The sequence below is a fragment of the Paraburkholderia sp. genome, assembly GCF_024281035.1.
GTDB lineage: Bacteria > Pseudomonadota > Gammaproteobacteria > Burkholderiales > Burkholderiaceae > Paraburkholderia.
This window is the reverse complement of the sequence record NZ_JAMXLH010000040.1, coordinates 25507-45043: the sequence shown is the minus strand read 5'-3', so window position 1 is coordinate 45043 and position 19537 is coordinate 25507. Positions and strand designations below refer to the sequence as shown.

Here is a 19537-nt window from a genome sequence, read left to right as displayed (position 1 = left end):
ACCCGCAGCGCGCGGACCGGGCGTGCGCGGTGCTGGCGCTGCTGGGGGCGCTGAACCTGCCGGTGATGTACTTCTCGGTGCGGTGGTGGAACACGCTGCACCAGGGGGCGACGATCCGCGCGAGCGGGGCGAGCATGGCGCCGGTGATGCTGTGGGCGATGCTGCTGTGCAGTGTGGCGGCGTGGGCGTGGGCGGCGGCGACGACGCTGCGGCGCGCGCAGCTGCTGATTGCCGAGCGCGAGGCGCATACGCGCTGGCTGCGCGCGATGCAGGACGAGGCGCCGGTCAGTGTGCCGGCCGCGCTGCCGGTCGATCCCATTTGATGAAAATTTCCGGACCTGCGCGGCGATCGGCACGATCGACATGATCGACACAATCGGCACAATCCGCACAATCCGCAGGTCTGGAACGACGCGATCGAGCCATTCGGTTTCGGTCGCAGTGAACACCGCGCGTTGCAGCGCCGGATAATCGCTCTGCGTGCCGATGGACCGCGAGACAGTCATCGACTGCTCGCGACGCTCCACGGTCATCGGACGCATCTTCGCATCACAAATCCCATCACGAATAACGACGCGATAGCGTCCGCGTTACCTCTCCCGTTCCCGCAAGTGCGTGTCGTCGCCGCGCACACGATTGCGTGTCTTTCATACCCGCCGCACCCTTGCGCGAAATCTGCGCGCCGCCGGGGCGATTAGCCTATCCTGACTCCGTATGCCGTCCATCCGATGATTCAGGAGAATCTGTGACAGTACGCAACCTCGACGCGGTCTTCCAGCCGAAATCCGTCGCCGTGATCGGCGCTTCGCGGCGTCCCGACAGCATCGGCGAGATGGTGTGGCGGCGCGTGATCGAAGGCGGTTTCACCGGCCCGCTGTGGGCCGTCAATCCGCGCCACGCGAACGATTCGGAAAACTTCAACGGCCGCCCGGTTCTGGCCGACGCAGGCGATCTGCCCGCCGCGCCCACGGTCGCCGTGATCTGCACGCGGCCCTCCACATGGCCCGGCCTCGTGCATCGTCTTGGCGGCATGGGCACACGTGCGGCGATCCTCATCGGCGAGGTACGCAACGACGAAGACCGCGCCGATCTGCGCCACGCACTGGCCGCCGCGCGCCCGCACCTGTTGCGTATCGTCGGGCCGGGCAGCGTCGGCGTGCTCACGCCCGCGCTCAACGCTCAACTCGGCGCGGCGGCGTCGCTCGCGCGGCCAGGCGGCGTGGCGTGGGTCTCGCAGTCGAACGCGCTCACCAATGCCGTGCTGCGCTGGGCCGATGCGCGAGGGCTCGGCTTTTCACATGTGATCACGCTCGGCGACGAAGCCGACGTCGATGCGGGCGACGTGCTCGACTACCTCGCAAGCGATCCTTCGACGCGCGCGATCCTGCTCGAACTCGACACCGTGCGCGCGGCGCGCAAGTTCATGTCGGCGGCGCGCGCGGCTGCGCGCAACAAGCCGGTGCTCGCGCTGCGCAGCGGCCGCGACGATCCGGGCGATGCGCTCTATTCCGCGGCGTTCCGGCGCGCCGGCATGGTGCGCGTGGACACGCTCGACGACCTGCTCGACGAAATCGAAACGCTCGGCGTGGGCCGCGTCGCCGCGAGCGACACGGCGACGCTCATCACGAGCGACCGCGGTGTCGCGATACTCGCGCGCGACGCATTCAACGCGGCGGGCGACACGCTCGCGGCCTGGACCGATGAGGCGCGCGCGGCGATGCAGAAGGCGCTGCCGCAGGTGCAGGCGGGCAATCCGCTCGTGCTCGGCGAAACGGCGAAGCCCGAGCATTTCGGGCTCGCGCTCGACACGCTCGGGCCGCATCCGAAGACGGGCACGGTGTTCGTCGTGCACGCGCCGACGCACAGCGCGCCGGTCGACGCTGTGGCGCGCATGCTTATCGATCATCACCGCGTGGCGTATCGCGGGGTGCTTGCGTGCTTCTTCGGCGGCGTCGACGCTGCCACGCGCGACGCGCTGCACGCGCACGGCATCCCGGTGCATACGACGCCACGACGGCTCGCGCGCGCGTTCGCGCGTCTGGTCGACTACCGGCTTGGCCGCGAGCTGCTGATGCAGACCCCCGAAGGCACGCCCGCGCAGCGCGCGGACGCGATCGAGGCCGCGCAGGCGCAGGCGCGCGCGGCGCTGGCTGCGGGGCAGTCGGAGCTGGATGGCGAGGCGGCGGCGAGTTTGCTGGGGTTGTTCGGCCTGCGGACCTGGACGCCGGGACAAAGCGGCACGCTGGATTCGCTATCGCCTGTGGTCGACGTGAGGGTGGAGTTTCGCGACGACGAAAACTTCGGCCCGGTGTTCTACTTCGTTGCGCCGTCAATGGACGGCATCTCGCCGCCGTTGCGCGTCTACGGGCTGCCGCCGCTCAATCCGATCCTGGCGCGCGACATCGTCACGCAGTCGCCGCACGCACAGCGCGTGAACTCGCCCGAGCCGACGCTCACCGCGCTCACCGAACTCTCGCAGGTGACGTGCGACGTTCGCGAGATCGTCGGCATGGAATTGACACTGCGGGTGTTGCCTGCGGAAACACTGGTCGTGGCGCCGCGCCTGCGGCTTGCCGCGACGCGCAGCCGCTTCGCGATCATGCCGTATCCGCGCCGCCTGGAAGAGACGCTGGACTGGTGCGGCGAGCGCCTCACGATCCGGCCGATCCGCCCCGAAGACGAGGAGCAGCACCGCGCATTGATCGAATCGATGACGCCCGACGATTTGCGCCTGCGATTCTTTTCGGCGGTCCGCAGCTTCGACCATTCACAACTCGCGCGCATGACGCAGATCGACTACGACCGCGAGATGGCGCTCATTGCAACCGTCAAAGACGAGCACGGCAAGCCGCGCACGCTCGGCGTGGTGCGTGCCGTTTCGGATCCGGACAACGAAACCGCGGAATTCGCGGTGACGGTGCTCTCGAACATCAAGGGCCACGGTCTGGGACGCATGTTGATGGAGCGGATCATTGCGTACGCGCGCTCGCGCGGCACGCACTGGCTCCTCGGCGAGGCGCTGCGCGAGAACACGCCGATGATCGGCCTTGCGCGCGCCTGTGGCTTCACGGTGACGCCGACCGAAGATCCCGGTGTTGTCGGCTTTCGCATGCCGCTGGATTGATGCAATGCGCCGCGCCTGCGACCTGGTTCGAACGGATGAAAAACCAGGCCGCAGTCAGCAGACCAAGTGCGGCGCATGCGTGCGTCAGGCTGCGAGCTTCGCGAGTGCGTCGTCCACCTGGCCGCGCGTGAGCGAGAGCTCTTCGAGCCAGGCCTGCGCGTATTGCACGCCGGTTTCCTTTTCGAGCCGTGCGATGGTCGCCGCGCAGCGCGTGGCGTCCTTTGGCGTCGCGATGAAGACCTTGACCGACTGCCCGCCCTGGAACGCCTCGAACAGCGGCTCGCGGATTTCCACGGGCAGCGCGCGCGTCCATTGATGCGTCTTGCCGTTGAACGTGAGCGAAGGCGGCAGCACGCGCTCTTTCTTCGTGGCCGGAATCAGGCCGAAATTGCGTGCGGCTTCGGCGATCTGCTCCGGCGAGAACAGTTCGTCCGGCGTGATTTCGAATTGCGTGATCGCCTCTTCGGCTGTCTTCATCGCGCTCGCGCGGTCGTCGCGCTTCTTCTGCGCGCGCGCGACGATGTCACGCAGTTCGTCGGCTTCCTCGCTCGTGATCGTGAAGCTCGCCTGCTTTTGTTGAAGCTCGGAAAAACGCTGGAATTCCTGGTCGTTCAGAAGTTTCGCCATGAGGTGTACGTGCGCTGCTGCCGCTTGTCCAGAGAAGTCCCGAGAAGTCCCGAGAAATGGACACGGCGCGCCGGAAATTTGGAGGGACGCCATTCTATCGTTTTGTGCGCACACGTTCCAGTCAAAAAAACACAACGGAAATAGGTTGAAGCGGATTGTGTGGGGCCTGAACGCGGATGCGGCATTGCCTGTTTCGACCGCATGAGACGACATGAACAGGAACGCACTCTCGGCATGGGCGCGTGATTTTCATATCTATAGAAGTGCATATTAATTAACGAAAAGATGGCGCTCGCAGTGCGATCCATCCTTTCGTGCAACAGATGCGCGGACAGCGAACGCGCCGCGGCCTGCGATTACCAGGGCGGCACGACCGGTTTCGTCGCCCGCTTCCTGATCCCGCTACGCAAGCCTGTTTCTCAACTCCAGCAGCTTCAAACGATCGGTCGAGATTGCCCCGCATTGACGCGCGCCGTACATGGCGTAATCTGTCGCAAACACTCACCGGGAGACACGCGCATGGTGCAGGAGCGACATCCGCAGGTGGCGCACAGGCGGCGCATCGGACGCACGGCGCTTGAAGTGACCGCACTCGGCCTCGGTACCGCGCCGCTCGGCGGCCTGTATCGCGATCTCTCCGAAGAAGAGGCGCAGGCCACCGTCGATGCCGCCTGGGAAGCCGGCATACGCTTCTTCGATACCGCACCGCACTATGGCCATACGAAAGCGGAACATCGACTCGGCGCGGCGCTCAGGCGCCATCCGCGCAGCGAGTACGTGCTTTCGACCAAAGTGGGCCGCCGCTTCGTGCCGCGCGTGCATGCCTACGACGGCAGCGAAGGCTGGCAGAACCCTCTGCCGTTCGAGGCGATCTACGACTACACCTATGGCGGCATCCTGCGCTCGTTCGAGGACAGCCAGCAGCGCCTCGGCATGGTGGACATCGACATTGCACTTGTTCACGACATCGGCCGCTATACGCACGGCGAGCGTCATGCGCACTACTGGCAGCAATTGACCGATGGCGGCGGATTCCTTGCGCTCGATGAATTGCGCGCGGCGGGCGTCGTGAAAGCCGTGGGCCTCGGCGTGAACGAGCGCGAAGTGATTCTCGACGCGATGCGCGAATTCGACATCGACTGCGCGTTGCTCGCGGGCCGCTATACGTTGCTCGAACAAGCACCGCTCGACGATTTGCTGCCCGCTTGCGTCGAGCGTAACGTGAGCATCCTGCTGGGCGGTGCGTTCAATTCGGGCATTCTCGCGCACGGATTGCAGGGCGAGCGCAAATTCAACTACGCCGATGCACCGGCTGAGGTAATCGAGCGCGTCGCACGGCTCGATGCCGTGTGCGCGACGTTCGGCGTGCCGCTCGCCGCCGCCGCGCTGCAGTTTCCGTATGCGCATCCCGCGCTCGCAACGGTGCTCAACGGCGCGCGCAGCGTGGCCGAAGTACGCGAGAACGCCGCGTCGTTCGAGACGCCCATCCCCGCCGATCTGTGGATCGCGCTGCGCGAGCAGGGCCTCATCGATTCGCGCGTACCGCTGCCCGCGTGCTGACATGACGACGCCTGGCACGCGCGCCATGGCGGCGCAAATCGACGCGCACCAGCACTACTGGGATCCGGCGCGCGGCGACTATGGCTGGCTCACGCCCGCCATGCCCGCTCTGTACCGCACTTTCGCTCCCGCCGATCTGGCGCCGTTGCGCACGCGTTGCGGCGTGACGCGCACGGTGGTCGTGCAGGCTGCGCCGACTGTCGAGGAGACACGCTATCTGCTTGCGCTCGCCCGCAACGATGCGTCGATTGCGGGTGTGGTGGGCTGGGTGCCGCTCGACGATCCGGACGCACCGGATCTCATCGCCGATCTCGCACGCGAGCCGAAATTCCGCGGCGTGCGCCCGATGTTGCAGGACCTGCCCGATGACAACTGGATCGCCACTGCCGATACGTCACGCGCGGTTCAGGCGCTGATCGCGCACGACCTCGCATTCGACGCGCTGATTTTCACGCGCCACGCCCCTGCACTCGAAACGTTTCTCGCGCAACATTCCGCATTGCGCGTGGTCGTCGACCACAGCGCGAAGCCGCCGATCCGCGACGGCAACGCGGGCTGGTCGGCATGGTCCGACGCGCTCGCGCGCCTCGCGCGCTTTCCGCAGGTGTGCTGCAAGCTCTCGGGCCTTGCCACCGAGGCCGCGCCGGGCTGGGGCGACGCCACGCTGCGCCCGTGGATCGCACACGTGCTGGCTGTTTTCGGCCCGCAACGTGTGATGTGGGGCAGCGACTGGCCGGTGTTGAACCTCAACGGCGACTATGAACGCTGGCATGCGTGCGCACAGCGTCTGCTCGCGCCGCTCACGGACGCCGGGCGTGATGCGGTGTTCGGCGCGAACGCAGCGGCGTTTTATCGATTGTGAGCGCGTGCGGCCAGCGCCAAGAAGCATTCATCCCCTGAACGCGGCCGCTCGAGGCTGCTTGAGGCTACTTGAGGCTGCGATTCCAACCGGAGTGACAGATGGCACCAAGACTGGCGGGCAAGACGGCTTTGATTACGGCGGCGGGGCAGGGCATCGGCTTTGCGACCGCCGAACTGTTCGCGCGCGAAGGCGCGCGTGTGATTGCCACCGATATCCGGCCCGATGCGCTCGCGTCGCTGCCGGTTGAAGCGCGGCGTCTCGACGTGCGCGACCCGCAGGCCATCGCCGCGCTCGCGCGCGAACTCGGCGCCATCGATGTGCTGTTCAACTGCGCGGGCTTCGTGCACGCAGGCTCGATCCTCGAAGCGAGCGAAGCGGACTGGGATTTTGCGTTCGACCTGAACGCGAAGGCCATGTACCGGATGATCCGCGCGTTCCTGCCCGCAATGCTCGAAGCGGGGCGCGGGTCGATCATCAACATGTCGTCGGCGGCGTCGAGCGTGAAGGGCGTGCCCAACCGCTGCGTGTACGGTGCGTCGAAGGCGGCTGTGATAGGGTTGACGAAGTCGGTCGCGGCCGACTTCGTCACGCGCGGCATCCGCTGCAACGCGATCTGTCCGGGCACCGTTGCGTCGCCCTCGCTCGAAGAGCGCATCGCGGTGCAGGCTTCCGAACAGGGCACGAGCGCCGATGCAACGCGCGCCGCTTTTGTCGCGCGTCAGCCGATGGGGCGCATCGGCAAGCCGGAGGAGATCGCCGCGCTCGCACTCTATCTCGCCTCGGACGAATCGTCGTTTACGACCGGCCAGGCTCATGTGATAGACGGCGGCTGGGCGAACTGAGAAGGAGGCGATGCAGCGCCTCGCAGCGCCTCGCATCGCCTCGATAGCACCGAAGAGAACCGGAGGAAAGACACGCAATGAAACTGCTTCGCTACGGGCCGAAAGGCCATGAGAAACCCGGCATGCTCGACGCCGAAGGCCGCATTCGCTCGCTCGTGGGCGCGGTGCCCGATATCGCGGGCGGCGTGCTGTCCGACGCGGGCCTCGCGCAGTTGCGCTCGATCGATCCCGAGACGCTGCCCATCGTTGGCGACAATCCGCGCATCGGCGCGTGCGTGGGCCATGTCGGCAAGATGGTGTGCATCGGCCTGAACTATGCGGATCACGCCGCCGAAGCAGGCATGCCCGTGCCGCCCGAGCCGGTGGTGTTCAACAAGTGGACGAGCGCGATCGTCGGCCCGAACGACGACATCGAAATTCCGCGCGGCTCGAAGAAGACCGACTGGGAGGTCGAGCTGGGCGTGGTGATCGGCAGGCACGCGAAGTACGTGGACGAGGCGCACGCGCTCGATTACGTGGCGGGCTATTGCATCGTCAACGACGTTTCAGAGCGCGAATGGCAGATCGAGCGCGCCGGGCAGTGGGACAAGGGCAAGGGCTTCGATACCTTCGGCCCGACCGGCCCGTGGCTCGTCACGCGCGACGAAGTGCCCGATCCGCAGAACCTCGGTTTGTGGCTCGAAGTGGACGGCCATCGTTATCAGAACGGCAACACGCGCACGATGATCTTCCCGGTGGCGAAGCTCGTGTCGTACCTGTCGCAGTGCATGAGCCTGCAGCCGGGCGACGTGATCTCGACCGGCACGCCGCCGGGTGTCGGCATGGGCATCAAGCCGTCGCCGGTGTTCCTGAAGCCTGGGCAGACCGTGCGTCTCGGCATCGAGGGGCTCGGCGAGCAAACCCAGCGCACGCGCGCCGCCGAATAAGCGCGCATCGCAAACGCCGCGATTCGTCATCGCACGCGGGGCCGCTCACCACGAGAACCCCGCAAACCCTGCGTTTTCCACGTTTCCCGCATGGCGTTTGAGCGGCTCAGCCGGCGGGCTCCGGCTCGCCGCGCGCGGCCGGCTCCGACAGCCGGTTCACCGTCCCCTGCGCGAGCGCGACGAGGCGCTCGTCTCCGTTCTCGATCACGAACACGCTGCACTGGCAGGTGGCCTGCTGGCGTCCCGCGTAGACCACCTTCGCGCGAGCCAGCAGCGTGCCGTTCAGCGCCGGGCGCAAATAGTTGATCTTGTATTCGCCCGTCACGACGCGCGGCCCGAGTGCGAGCGCGCCCGCGAAAGTCAGCGCGTTGTCGGCGAGGTAGCTGATCACGCCGCCATGAACGAAGCCATGCTGCTGCCTCAGCTCGTCGCGTACCGGCAGCCGCAGCGTCAGGTCGTCTGCCCCGATGTGCGTCAGTTCGGTGCCGAGCAGCACGCTGAACGGCTGTGCGTGCAACGCACCGCGCGCACGATCCACAAGATCAGTCATCGTCGGATTCCTCGGCGGGGCCCACGCCCGCATGGTTTCCTAACCACTCTAGGAAGTGCTTCGCTGCGGCGCAAGGTGAATCGAACGGCGCGTTTATGCGCTGCCGATGAAAATCGCCGGAAGGTTGAGTACGCCGTTTCCGCAACCGCCTGGTGCGCCGGTTTGGTGCACCGCAGGCTGCGCGTTGGGTTGTGCTTCGGGCTGCGCTTCGGGCCGCGCTTTGGACCGTTTTGTCGCGGTCTGGCGCTCAAGAAAACGTTTGCGCAGCCGTAACACAGATTGGCTGCGAGCGATCACACGCTTCGCTCCACGCGATTTCCCGTTCTCCGTCCCGAGGTGTTCGAAGATGTCCGGCAAGCTCAAGACCGCAGCTAGCCTGTTGTGTGCGCTCTTCCTGTTCTGCGTGCCGCCGCTCGTGGCACAAGGACCGGCTTTCTGCGCATGCGCGCACACGCGCGACGACGTGGACGATCTTGCGCGCGTCGCGCAGCACCAGACCAGCGCGGCGGACGAAACCACCCGGCATCTCGAAGATGCGCGCAGCAATCTTGCGCGCGCAGGTACGCGCATGGCCGGCGGCGACGCCGCCCCGCGCGATGTCATCGAGCACGCCCGCGAGGAACTCGCGGCGGCCGACCGCTCATTCGCGGCGCTGGTGGACGTGCCGCCTGCCGACGAGGCAGACCGTGCCCACGTTGCGGCGCTTGCGCGGCGCTATCAGGTCTTGCGCCGTGCGCTGGGCGCGCTGGTCCAGGATCTGGACGCGCGTGATCTCCGGGCGTTTTTCGATCAGCCGACGCAGTCGTACCTGGACGCCTGGGTCGCCGAATTGCGTGGGTTCGCCCAGTTCAGCGCGGCGGCGAGCCGCGATGCGTCCGGTTCTAACGATTGGCACGATTGGCGCGACGCGATTCACGTGCGCATGACGTTCCTGCGCACGGCGGGCGCGTTTTTCCTCGTGGCGCTGGTCGCGCTCGCGGGCCTCGCGATGAGCGTCACGCCGCGCGCCAGGGCGCCGTACTGCGCGTGCCGGGTACGTGGTTCAGACCGGCAACGCGAGATAAGCCGATAGCAGGTGGTAAGGCGTCGTCGACGGCATGTCGGCGCGCGCGACGTTGCCGGACGCCCTCCGGCATTCCACCCACCCTTGCGGCGTGAGGAAGCGTGCTGCGAAGCGGCCGATCTGCGCGGGCAGCGTGGCGTTCACATCGGCATCGCCGTGCGTCGCGATGGCGCGCAGATACTCGGTTTGCGCCCAGATGCGCTGCGTCGCGTCGATGACGCGGCCCTGTTCGTCGAGCGCAGCCGCCACGGCGCCGCTCGCCGGGTCCATGCCGTGCGTGACGGCGAAGCGAAACGCGCGCGCGAGCGCCTCGGCGAGGCCCGACGCGCCCAGCCGCTCCGAAGCACATGAAGCGAGCCAGAACCATTCGAACTGATGGCCGGGTTCGAGCCGGTTGTCGGCCGCGCCGATCGGGAGTTCGGCGATGCAGCCCGTCGGCTCATGCAGGAATGTCCGCGCGACGGCCTCGACGAGCCGCGTGAGCGCCGTATCGAAAGCGGCGTCGCCGGTGGCTTCGCGGGCGGCGAGCCAGGCTTCGGTGAGATGCATCAGCGGATTTTGCAGCGGCGTGCCGGTGACAGCGGCAAACGGCGCGTCGAGCGACGCATTGAAGAGACCGTTCCCGGCGTCGAAGCGGTCGACGATCAGCGCGGAGGTCGACCGGGCAATTTCGAGCGCGGCGTCCACGCCGAAGCGCTGACCGTAGATCGAGCATGCGAACACGACGAAGGCGTGCGTGTAGAGGTCCTTGGTGGTGTCGAGCGGCGTACCGTGCGGATCGACGCTGTAGAACCAGCCGCCGTGCGCGCGGTCGTGGAAACAGTGTTGCAGCGATTCGAAGAGCGTGTGCGCGTGCGCGGCGTCGCCCGCCTGCGTGAACACGAACAGTTGGCGGGCGCATGCCATCGCGCGGTAGCGCACGACTGGCAGCGGCGCGGCGCCCGCTGCGTCCAGCGCCTCGTAGGGCAGGCGCAGTGCGGCGTTGAAGCCCGGGCCGTGCCACTGCGGCAAGACGATGCGTTCGAAGTGATCGCGCAGCCCTGCTGCGCCTGGGAATGCGTTCATGAGTGGGGCGTTTGGCACGCGGGTGCACGGCTTGAAGGCGACGCTCGCGATTGTACGCTGCGCCACGCGCCGCAAGCGGGCGTCCGGAGCACGCGTGCGTGCGCCGTACCCGATATCGGCCGTGGATTACGGCGCAATTCACGGGCAAGGATTTCCGCGAAAACGGCGAGCAGGAATGGCCCACACGCGACGCGTGTACGGCGCTGCCCCCGCTTGCGGCCATGCGACAATGGCGGCTCGAATAAAAAACACGAGGATGTTGCGCGACGGACCGGACCAGCCGTCGCGCGGCGCCAGGCGCCTCGAATCCCTCATGGCAGAAAACGCAGATACCGCATCCCTGAGCCCCGCACGTGAGGCGCGTCGCGCGCCGTCGAAGCGACGTCGGGCATCGTCCATCCCCTCCGATTCCGCGCACCAGCCCGCATGCGAGGCTCAGCAGCCCGCGCAGCCGGGCGAGCCGGTGCGCGACGAGAATACGCTCGATCTTTTTGCCGGCGATCCGGCGCATGCGCCTGCTCAAACGGTGGAGACCGGACGCCGCCGGGGCAGGTCGAGCGGTGGAGAGCGGTCGCGTCCGGTGCGATCGGTGGACGAGGCGGACGAGGCGAGCGAGGTAGCGCAGGCGGTGGAGACGCTCCCTGTGGCTGCCGTCGAAGAGAAGGTTGAGGTGTCGCGCACGATTGCGCGGGCGGAAGGTGTGGCTGCCGCCGAGGAGCGTTCGCCGTCCGCAGTGGATGGCGGAGGCGTGCCTGGCGAACTTGCAGCAGCGTTGAAGCCTGCCGACGGCATAGTCGACGGCACAGTTGGCGACGAACGCGCGGCAGAAGTGGTTGCTCCAGCAACGGACGCGGCGCAAGGCGTTGCCGCCGTCGAGAGCGATGCTGCCGCTGTGGCGAACGTGCCGGAGGTTGTCCCGGCCACGGTAGAGGCGCCCGTTGCGGAACCGATGCTGCCCGGCCAGGCACTCGCGCAGGCGCATACGGCCCGTGCCACGGCGGCGCAGCGGCCAAGGAACGGCTGGACGGCAGCCCAAGCGGCGGCTGCCGATGCCGCAAACGCTACCACCACCACTGGCGACACGTCCGGCTCCGGCCCGATGGAGGCCGCTGTACCGGGGCACAAGCCGCGCGCCGAAACCTCGCCGGTTGGCGGTCGTAAAGCATCCGAGACCCGCAACGCCGCCGCGACTATCGCGCGCGCGGCTGCCGCAGCTGTACCGGCAGCCGCCGACACAGCCCGCACGGCGCGGCCCGAACCGGACCGTGCGCGTTCCGCCGCATCACCGAGCACAGTCGATGCGCTCGATGGCCTGATCGCCAGCCAGCGCCGTGCGTCCGCGGATCTGTCGCGCCGGATGCGGTGGATGCTCGGCACGGCGGTGGGCGCGCTGGTGGTCACCGTGGCCGCCGCTATCGCGCAGACGGTCATGCTCTCGCGCGTCGCTGCGGACGCCCGCGCCCAGCAGCAGCGCCTCACTCAGATGATGGAGGAGCAGCAAGCGGCGTTCGCTGCCGCGCTGGCGCGACTACCGGCGCCGCCCGCTGAAGCATCCTCCGCGCAGGCCGTGCCGCAAAGCGTCGCCCGTCCCGCTGCGCCCGGTCCCGCACACCGCACCCGACGTGCGGCCGCGCACGCCCACCGTGCGCGCCTCGTCAGCCAATAAACACATTTCGACCCCAGTTGGAAGGCGACGGTGCGTTGCATTGATGCAGCGCATCATAGGTACTCACGCCCTGTGGCAGGCCGCCGCAGTTTTTTTGCTGCGCCGCACTAGCAGTCTGTCAGGGAAAACCCTATAATGGCCTTGTCCTAGGGAAAACCCTGATCGTCCAACTAACCGGGAGTCGCCATGAGCTTTATCCTTGCACTGTTTGAAAAGGTGAGCGATCTCTTCGCCTCGCCGTATCTGCCGATGGATTCGGATTATTCGTACGAAGCACGGTCTCGCGAAGCAGAGCGCATCCGCCGCTCGCACTACCTGCCGTTCAACGTACCGCGCGGCTAAGTCGCACGAGCGCGGTTCGAGGCGGCGTTCACCGCCGGTTTCACCGCGCCGGATTCGTCCGCGAAACAAGTTTGAAGTCTGCCAAACAGGGCCGGCTCTCGACAGAGAGCCGGCCCTGTTCGCATGGGCGCGCTCAAGTGGCCACGACAAGGACGATGCACACGTCGCGTGCGTGAACGCTGCGCGATACAAGCGACCACGAGTAACCGCAAGCGATTAGAAGTGGCGCAGGATGCACGGCAAAAGCGCGGCGCTGCACAAATCTGTCAGTGCCCCAAAAAAGCGTTGTGCGTCAGCGGTCTGGCTGGGATGTGCCCAGGTTGTCCACATCCCTGTCCACGAAAACTGTGGAAAACTGCGCTGTGGAAAAGTGCGGCGCACGACGAGGCATCATCGCCGCATGCGGGACGCCTGCCAGTTCGATTCCCGCGCGAACTGGACGAACGATCTCAAGTAATCGACCGCGCCATCTGCCTCACGCGTGCCGAGAAAGATCTGCTTCGCGATGCCTTCCTTGCCGAGTTTCACGATGGCGAGCGGCATGCGGTCTGCGTACTCCTCCGCGAGCCATCGGGGCAGGGCGGCCACGCCGCGAAGGCTGGCCACCATCTGCATCATGATGTCGGTCGTTTCGATCGTCTTGTGACGGCGCGGCACGATGCTCGCCGGGCGCAGAAACTGGTTGTAGATATCGAGCCGGTCCGTTTCCACGGGATACGTGATGAGCGTCTCGTCGACAAGCTGCTCGGGCTTCACATAGCGCACGTTGGCAAGCCGATGACCTTCCGCCACGACCAGCACCTGCTCGTAGTCGAACACGGGCTCGAAACGCAGGCCGGGACGATTGAGCGGATCGGGCGTCACGAGCACGTCGACGTCATAGCCGAACAGCGCGCCAATGCCGCCGAACTGGAAGCGCTGCTTCACGTCGACATCGACATCGGGCCAGCGCGCGAGATAGGGCGACACCACCTTGAGCAGCCACTGATAGCACGGATGGCATTCCATGCCGATGCGCAGCGTGCCGCGCTCGCCGGCGGCATATTGCTTCATGCGTTCCTCGGCGAGCTCGAACTGCGGCAGGAGACGTTCGGCCAGCGAGAGCAGATATTGGCCCGCCTGCGTGGGGCGCAGGCTGCGGCCTTCGCGGTCCCAGATGGGCGTGCCGAGCTGCTGCTCGATCTTCTTGACCGTATGGCTCAGCGCGGATTGCGTGAGAAAGAGTGTGCTCGCCGCCGCCGTAAGCGATCCCTGGCGCGCGACTTCGCGGACGATGACGAGATGAATGCGTTCGAGCATGGCAAGCGAGACTGAATTTTCGAATGAAGAAAACTAATGGATAAATGAAATAATGCCATTTTATTTCATTAACTGATACCTCTATCATCGCAGCCACTCCGCTTTGTTTTCAGTACTTTTCCTACGGATGGCAGCGCACATGGTCACTACACATAATCTCGGCTTTCCGCGCATCGGCGCAAAACGCGAACTGAAGTTCGGCCTCGAACGCTACTGGAAGGCCGAAGCCTCGCGCGACGAACTGAAGGCGCTCGGCGCCGATCTGCGCGCGCGCAATTGGGCGAGCCAGGCGTCGCTCGATCTCGTGCCCGTGGGCGACTTCTCGTTCTACGACCAGGTGCTGGACATGAGCTTCACGCTCGGCAACCTGCCGGAGCGCGTGCAGGGCTTTCACGGCGACAAACTCGACAATTACTTCCGCGTGGCGCGCGGCCGTTCGGCGCAGGGAGCCGAAGAGCACGCCGCGTGCTGCGGCGGCGTCGCAGCGGGCGAAATGACGAAGTGGTTCGACACGAACTACCACTACATCGTCCCCGAATTCACAGCCGATACGCAGTTCAACCTCGACACGTCCCATCTGCTCGAACAATTGCGCGAAGCGCGTGCGCAGGGCGTGAAAGCCAAGCCTGTCATCATCGGGCCGCTGACCTACCTGTGGCTCGGCAAGGCCAAGGACGATTCGGACAAGCTGGCGCTGCTGCCGCGCATCATGCCGGTGTACCGCGCGCTGCTCGACTATTGCCGCGTCATGGACGTCGAGTGGGTGCAGATCGACGAGCCGATTCTCGTGACCGAACTCGATCCGGCGTGGCGTGCGGCATTCGCGACCGCGTATGAAGGCTTCGAGGAGCGCAGCGTCAAGTTGCTGCTCACGACGTATTTCGGCCCGCTCAAGGAGAATCTCGACCTCGCGTGCGCGTTGCCGGTCGACGGTCTGCATATCGACGGGATCAATGCACGCGAAGAAGTCGCGCTCGCCGCGCGCAAGCTGCCCGAGCAGAGCGTGCTGTCGGTCGGCGCGATCAATGGCCGCAACATCTGGAAGACGGACCTGACTGCGACGCTCGAATGGCTCGAACCGCTCGCGAAGCAACTCGGCGAGCGGCTCTGGATTGCGCCGTCGTGCTCGCTGCTGCACGTGCCGGTCGATCTCGCGAGCGAAGAGAAACTCGATCCGGAAATCCGCTCGTGGCTCGCGTTCGCGCTGCAAAAGCTCGACGAAGTGAAGCTGCTGGCCACCGCGCTCAATGAAGGCCGCGACAAGATCGCTGCGGAACTCGCCGCAAATGCAGCCGCCATCGCGGCGCGCCGCGACTCGCCGCGCGTGAACAACCCGGCGGTGAAGGCCGCGCTTGCGCGCATCGACGCGAAACTCGGCCATCGTCAGAACGGCTACGCCGAGCGTGCAGCGAAGCAAGCCGCGATCCTCAAGCTGCCCGCGTACCCGACCACGACAATCGGTTCGTTCCCGCAGACGGCGGAAATCCGCCAGGCGCGCAGCCAGTTCAAGAGCGGCGCACTCGACCACGCGGGCTACCGGGTCGCGATGCGCGCCGAAATCGAGCGCAGCGTGCGCGAGCAGGAAAAGCTGGGCCTCGACGTGCTCGTGCACGGTGAAGCCGAGCGCAACGACATGGTCGAATATTTCGGCGAACAACTCGACGGCTACGCGTTCAGCCAGTTCGGCTGGGTGCAGTCGTACGGTTCGCGCTGCGTGAAGCCGCCCATTCTGTTCGGAGACATCAGCCGTCCGAAGGCGATGACGGTCGAGTGGATCACCTACGCGCAGTCGCTCACGAACCGGCCGATGAAGGGCATGCTGACCGGCCCGGTGACGATCCTGAACTGGTCCTTCGTGCGCGACGACCAGCCGCGTTCGGTGTCGTGCTACCAGCTTGCGCTTGCGATCCGCGAGGAAGTGCTCGACCTGGAAAAGGCCGGCGTGCGCGTGGTTCAGATCGACGAGGCCGCGCTGCGCGAAGGGCTGCCGCTGCGCCGCTCGCAGTGGACCGAGTATCTGGGCTGGGCCGTCGAATCGTTCCGTATCGCCGCGAACGGCGTGCAGGACGAAACGCAGATTCACACGCACATGTGCTATTCGGAGTTCAACGACATCATCGCCTCGATCGCCGACATGGATGCGGACGTCATCACGATCGAGACCTCGCGCTCCGATATGGAACTGCTCGATGCGTTCGACAATTTCCGCTATCCGAATGACATCGGGCCGGGCGTGTACGACATCCACTCGCCGAACATCCCGAGCGAGGCGCATATCGTGCAACTGATGCAGAAGGCCGCCGAGCGCATTCCGGCGCAGCGTCTGTGGGTGAACCCGGATTGCGGTCTGAAGACGCGTCAGTGGGCCGAGGTGATTCCGGCGCTTACCAACATGGTCGCCGCTGCGAAGACGTTGCGTGCGCAATAAGCGCGGCGTGCTTCCGGGCTAGCATCCGCCGCACGCGCGACGGATGCGGCGAATCAAGTTGTTAATGTCCCGAGCCAGTCTCGGGACATTTGCTTTTGGACAACGCAAACGGGCCGCGATGACATCGCGGCCCGGATAAACATACGTGTGGCTTTATCCGCGGCGAAGCGTAAAGGTGGGAAACAGCGCTTCGACCTGCGTCACGACGTCGTTGCCAGGGTAGCCGGCCAGTGACGCGGCGTTCAGGCCGTTGTCATTGCAACCGTTGGTTCGGAAGATCTGGAGCGCGTACTGCTTCACGTTCATCGCCGACAACGTCTGCGCAAGGCGCACTATTTCGTCTTCGGGCAACAGTTCGGGATGCAACGTCGTGCGGCATTCGTAGTCCACGCCGCTCGCCAGCACGGCTTCGAGGCTCTCGCGTGCGCGATCGCCGCTGCCCGGTTTCTTCGTGATGCGCGGGTAGTTGTCGAAAGTCGCCTTGATATCGATGCCGACCCAGTCCAGCAACGGCAAGACCTCTTTGATCCGCTGCGGATGCGTCCCTGCGGTATGCATGCCGACCTTGAATCCGAGTTGCCTGACTTCGCGGATGGCATGGCCGAGCGAAGGATCGGTTGCCGGTTCTCCGCCGCTGAATACGACACCGTCGATCAAACCCACCCGGCGCTTGAGCAGGTCCATGACGCTGTCCCACTGAACCGCGCCCTGGCGGGTTCGCGGCTGCAAATGCGGGTTATGGCAATAGCCGCAGCGCCAGGGGCAGCCCTGCACGAATACGACTGCGGCAAGCTGGCCCGGGTAGTCGGTCGCGGTGAACGGCACAACCCCGCCCACGCGGAGCGGGCGGGGTTGCGTCGAACCGGGTTCGACGTCTGGCGATGCGAGCTCAGGCTGCAACCGATGCCTCGTGTTCGCTGAAGAACTTGCGCTCGTGGAATTCGCCCTTCTTGCCCGTGTTGAATGACGACACGGGACGGTGATATCCCATGACCCGCGTCCAGATTTCGCACGGTTGACGTTCTTCGTCGGACAGCGTGATAGCGGCGTGACGAGCTTCTGCGGATTGAGCGATTGCGGTCATGGTTCAGACTCCAGCGGGTTCGAGTTGAGAAAGTTTGCGTTGAATGAGTTCTTCATCGCATCGTGGGCAAAACTTGTGGCTGCCGCCCAGGTAGCCGTGCTTCGGGCAAATCGAGAACGTCGGCGTGACGGTGATGTACGGCAGCGAGAAACGGTTGAGCGTGCGCTGGACGAACGTGCGGCATGCGTCGGCGGTCGAGAGCGGCTCGGTCATGTACAGGTGCAATACCGTGCCGCCCGTGTACTTGCGCTGCAGCTCGTCCTGACGCTCCAGGGCTTCGAACGGATCGTCAGTGAAGCCGACCGGCAGTTGCGACGAGTTGGTGTAGTACGGCATGTCCGGCGTGCCGGCCTGCAGGATTTCCGGGAAACGCTTGCGGTCTTCCTTGGCGAACCGGTAGGTCGTCCCTTCAGCCGGCGTGGCTTCCAGGTTGTACATATGTCCGGTTTCTTCCTGAAACGCGAGCATGCGCGCACGCACGTGGTCGAGCAGACGCACGGCGAATGCATGGCCCCATTCGCTCGTGAGATCGTGCGAATTGAACGTGAAGTTGCGCACCATTTCGTTGACGCCGTTGATGCCGAGCGTCGAGAAGTGGTTGCGCAGTGTGCCGAGATAGCGCCGCGTATAGGGGAACAGCCCGTTGTCCAGATGCTGCTGAATGACTTTGCGCTTGATTTCCAGGCTGACCTTGCCAAGCTCGAGCAGTTCGTCCAGACGCCGGAACAATGCGGCTTCGTCGCCTGCGTACAGATAACCCAGACGCGCGCAATTGATGGTGACCACGCCGAGCGAACCTGTCTGCTCGGCGGAGCCGAACAGCCCGTTGCCGCGTTTGAGCAGTTCCCGCAGATCGAGCTGCAACCGGCAGCACATCGAGCGGATCATGTTGGGCTTGAGTTCCGAATTGATGAAGTTCTGGAAATAGGGCAGCCCGTAGCGGGCGGTCATTTCGAACAGAAGATTCGCGTTCGGGCTGTGCCAGTCGAAGTCGGGCGTGATGTTGTAGGTGGGGATCGGGAAGGTGAACGCGCGGCCCTTCGCATCGCCCGTCATCATGACTTCGATGTACGCGCGGTTGATCATGTCCATCTCGGCCTGCAACTCGCCGTAGGTGAACGACACTTCCTTTCCGCCGATCAGCGGGACCTGCTCACGCAGATCTTCCGGGCACACCCAGTCGAACGTGAGGTTCGTGAACGGCGTTTGTGTACCCCAGCGCGAAGGCACATTCAGGTTGAAGATCAGTTCCTGGATGTGCTGGCGGACTTCGCCATAGGACAGGTTGTCGTTGCGGACAAACGGCGCCATGTACGTATCGAACGAGCTGAACGCCTGCGCGCCCGCCCATTCGTTTTGCAGCGTGCCGAGAAAATTGACGATCTGGCCGACCGCGCTGGACATGTGCTTCGGCGGCGCGGCTTCCACCTTGCCCGGCACGCCGTTGAAGCCTTCGGTCAGTAGCGTGCGCAACGACCATCCGGCGCAGTATCCGGCCAGCATATCCAGATCGTGAATATGCAGATCGGCATCGCGGTGCGCCTGTCCGACGGCCTGCGGATAGATATGGCTGAGCCAGTAGTTGGCAACGACCTTCCCCGACACATTCAGAATCAAGCCGCCGAGCGAATAACCCTGGTTCGCATTGGCGTTGACGCGCCAGTCCTGCTGTTCGAGATACTCGTCGATCGAGGACTGGACTTCGATTTGCGGATTGCGATTGGTGCGATCGGGCGTGGCGTTTTGGGCGCTCGCGGGCGTGTCCACGCGGCTGGAAGCGGGAAGAGGGCTTGACACCATGGATTCTCCGGTGGATACGACATATTGTTGATGTCGGCATCGTATACACCACCTATAGTGTCAGTCAATGGGGCTCGGCCGTTATTTTGTTTGCGCTTGGATTCCGTTGATCCGGGTCGTCCTTGGGCCCCGAGCGCCGCGCTTGTCGGCTTGACGGAACCCGGGCCGTGTGGGTGGCGTGGTTCAAGACAGCACGCGACGCGACGATCCAATGGGCATCGTCGCCGCTGAGCATCCCCGGCTGCGATCCGGCGCGGCGCGTGTCATAGTGCTAACCGATTCCCGCCGCACGCCGCGTA

The 19537-nt window shown here is 65.3% G+C and carries 18 protein-coding genes and 1 pseudogene; 11 read left to right on the top strand and 8 right to left on the bottom strand.

The genetic code is table 11. From position 1 onward, the window contains the following. Positions 1-323 (top strand): annotated as a pseudogene (locus Q0L30_RS13680) (heme ABC transporter permease); the annotation flags it as partial. 422 nt (positions 324-745) lie between these two features. Continuing rightward, a complete protein-coding gene (locus Q0L30_RS13675) occupies positions 746-3124 on the top strand; it encodes a GNAT family N-acetyltransferase (RefSeq protein WP_296657064.1) in 2379 nt (792 codons plus the stop codon). Between the two features lie 84 nt (positions 3125-3208). On the opposite strand, the gene Q0L30_RS13670 is transcribed toward Q0L30_RS13675, so the two are convergent. Beyond that, complete coding sequence (locus Q0L30_RS13670; protein WP_296657061.1) at positions 3209-3751, bottom strand: hypothetical protein; 543 nt, start codon at positions 3749-3751, stop codon at positions 3209-3211. Between the two features lie 519 nt (positions 3752-4270). On the opposite strand from Q0L30_RS13670, the gene Q0L30_RS13665 reads away from it, so the two are divergent. From Q0L30_RS13665 to Q0L30_RS13650, 4 genes are all read left to right on the top strand, one after another. Beyond that, positions 4271-5311 (top strand): aldo/keto reductase, encoded by a 1041-nt coding sequence (locus tag Q0L30_RS13665; RefSeq protein WP_296657059.1) that lies wholly within the window; start codon positions 4271-4273, stop codon positions 5309-5311. A gap of 25 nt (positions 5312-5336) precedes the next feature. Next, positions 5337-6173 carry an amidohydrolase gene (locus tag Q0L30_RS13660; RefSeq protein ID WP_296657075.1) on the top strand — a complete coding sequence of 279 codons (837 nt, stop codon included), beginning with the start codon at positions 5337-5339 and terminating at the stop codon, positions 6171-6173. Between the two features lie 98 nt (positions 6174-6271). Next, positions 6272-7015, top strand: a complete 744-nt coding sequence (locus tag Q0L30_RS13655) for an SDR family oxidoreductase (RefSeq protein WP_296657056.1) — start codon at positions 6272-6274, stop codon at positions 7013-7015. Between the two features lie 77 nt (positions 7016-7092). Then, complete coding sequence (locus Q0L30_RS13650) at positions 7093-7941, top strand: ureidoglycolate lyase (protein ID WP_296657051.1); 849 nt, start codon at positions 7093-7095, stop codon at positions 7939-7941. A 106-nt stretch (positions 7942-8047) separates the two neighbouring features. On the opposite strand, the gene Q0L30_RS13645 is transcribed toward Q0L30_RS13650, so the two are convergent. Together Q0L30_RS13645 and Q0L30_RS13640 are read right to left on the bottom strand one after the other, a co-directional pair. After that, positions 8048-8491, bottom strand: coding sequence for a PaaI family thioesterase (locus Q0L30_RS13645; RefSeq protein ID WP_296657050.1), 444 nt, complete (start codon positions 8489-8491; stop codon positions 8048-8050). 93 nt (positions 8492-8584) lie between these two features. Next, a complete protein-coding gene (locus Q0L30_RS13640; RefSeq protein ID WP_296657048.1) occupies positions 8585-8788 on the bottom strand; it encodes a hypothetical protein in 204 nt (67 codons plus the stop codon). Between the two features lie 49 nt (positions 8789-8837). Here Q0L30_RS13640 and Q0L30_RS13635 point away from each other — a divergent pair, with 49 nt between their 5' ends. Further along, positions 8838-9563 (top strand): Tar ligand binding domain-containing protein, encoded by a 726-nt coding sequence (locus Q0L30_RS13635; RefSeq protein ID WP_296657046.1) that lies wholly within the window; start codon positions 8838-8840, stop codon positions 9561-9563. On the opposite strand, the gene Q0L30_RS13630 is transcribed toward Q0L30_RS13635, so the two are convergent. Beyond that, complete coding sequence (locus Q0L30_RS13630; protein WP_296657044.1) at positions 9534-10619, bottom strand: AGE family epimerase/isomerase; 1086 nt, start codon at positions 10617-10619, stop codon at positions 9534-9536. The genes Q0L30_RS13635 and Q0L30_RS13630 overlap by 30 nt on opposite strands. A gap of 98 nt (positions 10620-10717) precedes the next feature. Between Q0L30_RS13630 and Q0L30_RS13625 the strand changes: the two genes are divergently transcribed. The 3 genes from Q0L30_RS13625 (at position 10718) to Q0L30_RS13615 (ending at position 12627) form a co-directional block, all read left to right on the top strand. After that, entirely contained in the window at positions 10718-10864 is a 147-nt protein-coding gene (locus Q0L30_RS13625) for a hypothetical protein (RefSeq protein WP_296657042.1), read from the top strand. 68 nt (positions 10865-10932) lie between these two features. Next, a complete protein-coding gene (locus tag Q0L30_RS13620; RefSeq protein WP_296657040.1) occupies positions 10933-12285 on the top strand; it encodes a hypothetical protein in 1353 nt (450 codons plus the stop codon). 186 nt (positions 12286-12471) lie between these two features. Continuing rightward, on the top strand, positions 12472-12627 hold the full coding sequence (locus tag Q0L30_RS13615; RefSeq protein WP_296657037.1) for a hypothetical protein: 156 nt from the start codon (positions 12472-12474) through the stop codon (positions 12625-12627). Between the two features lie 390 nt (positions 12628-13017). Here Q0L30_RS13615 and Q0L30_RS13610 read toward each other — a convergent pair whose 3' ends face one another. Beyond that, complete coding sequence (locus tag Q0L30_RS13610) at positions 13018-13926, bottom strand: LysR family transcriptional regulator (protein ID WP_296657034.1); 909 nt, start codon at positions 13924-13926, stop codon at positions 13018-13020. Positions 13927-14065: 139 nt separating this feature from the next. Between Q0L30_RS13610 and metE the strand changes: the two genes are divergently transcribed. After that, a complete protein-coding gene (gene metE, locus Q0L30_RS13605) occupies positions 14066-16354 on the top strand; it encodes a 5-methyltetrahydropteroyltriglutamate--homocysteine S-methyltransferase (RefSeq protein WP_296657032.1) in 2289 nt (762 codons plus the stop codon). 153 nt (positions 16355-16507) lie between these two features. On the opposite strand, the gene Q0L30_RS13600 is transcribed toward metE, so the two are convergent. Genes Q0L30_RS13600 through Q0L30_RS13590 form a run of 3 tightly spaced genes read right to left on the bottom strand, consistent with a single transcriptional unit; the run spans position 16508 to position 19238 of the window. Next, on the bottom strand, positions 16508-17191 hold the full coding sequence (locus Q0L30_RS13600; protein WP_296657071.1) for an anaerobic ribonucleoside-triphosphate reductase activating protein: 684 nt from the start codon (positions 17189-17191) through the stop codon (positions 16508-16510). A 52-nt stretch (positions 17192-17243) separates the two neighbouring features. Beyond that, on the bottom strand, positions 17244-17438 hold the full coding sequence (gene nrdD, locus Q0L30_RS13595) for an anaerobic ribonucleoside-triphosphate reductase (RefSeq protein WP_296657029.1): 195 nt from the start codon (positions 17436-17438) through the stop codon (positions 17244-17246). A 3-nt stretch (positions 17439-17441) separates the two neighbouring features. Next, positions 17442-19238 (bottom strand): ribonucleoside triphosphate reductase, encoded by a 1797-nt coding sequence (locus Q0L30_RS13590; protein WP_296657026.1) that lies wholly within the window; start codon positions 19236-19238, stop codon positions 17442-17444. Positions 19239-19537: the final 299 nt, after the last annotated feature.

Bases quoted from the DNA above. Each gene is read 5' to 3' on its own strand.
- Q0L30_RS13610 (WP_296657034.1), bottom strand. From the start codon at position 13,926: ATGCTCGAACGCATTCATCTCGTCATCGTCCGCGAAGTCGCGCGCCAG.
- Q0L30_RS13660 (WP_296657075.1), top strand. From the start codon at position 5,337: ATGGCGGCGCAAATCGACGCGCACCAGCACTACTGGGATCCGGCGCGC.
- Q0L30_RS13650 (WP_296657051.1), top strand. From the start codon at position 7,093: ATGAAACTGCTTCGCTACGGGCCGAAAGGCCATGAGAAACCCGGCATG.
- metE (WP_296657032.1), top strand. From the start codon at position 14,066: ATGGTCACTACACATAATCTCGGCTTTCCGCGCATCGGCGCAAAACGC.
- Q0L30_RS13670 (WP_296657061.1), bottom strand. From the start codon at position 3,751: ATGGCGAAACTTCTGAACGACCAGGAATTCCAGCGTTTTTCCGAGCTT.
- Q0L30_RS13620 (WP_296657040.1), top strand. From the start codon at position 10,933: ATGGCAGAAAACGCAGATACCGCATCCCTGAGCCCCGCACGTGAGGCG.
- Q0L30_RS13655 (WP_296657056.1), top strand. From the start codon at position 6,272: ATGGCACCAAGACTGGCGGGCAAGACGGCTTTGATTACGGCGGCGGGG.
- nrdD (WP_296657029.1), bottom strand. From the start codon at position 17,438: ATGACCGCAATCGCTCAATCCGCAGAAGCTCGTCACGCCGCTATCACG.
- Q0L30_RS13635 (WP_296657046.1), top strand. From the start codon at position 8,838: ATGTCCGGCAAGCTCAAGACCGCAGCTAGCCTGTTGTGTGCGCTCTTC.
- Q0L30_RS13645 (WP_296657050.1), bottom strand. From the start codon at position 8,491: ATGACTGATCTTGTGGATCGTGCGCGCGGTGCGTTGCACGCACAGCCG.
- Q0L30_RS13665 (WP_296657059.1), top strand. From the start codon at position 4,271: ATGGTGCAGGAGCGACATCCGCAGGTGGCGCACAGGCGGCGCATCGGA.
- Q0L30_RS13630 (WP_296657044.1), bottom strand. From the start codon at position 10,619: ATGAACGCATTCCCAGGCGCAGCAGGGCTGCGCGATCACTTCGAACGC.
- Q0L30_RS13590 (WP_296657026.1), bottom strand. From the start codon at position 19,238: ATGGTGTCAAGCCCTCTTCCCGCTTCCAGCCGCGTGGACACGCCCGCG.
- Q0L30_RS13615 (WP_296657037.1), top strand. From the start codon at position 12,472: ATGAGCTTTATCCTTGCACTGTTTGAAAAGGTGAGCGATCTCTTCGCC.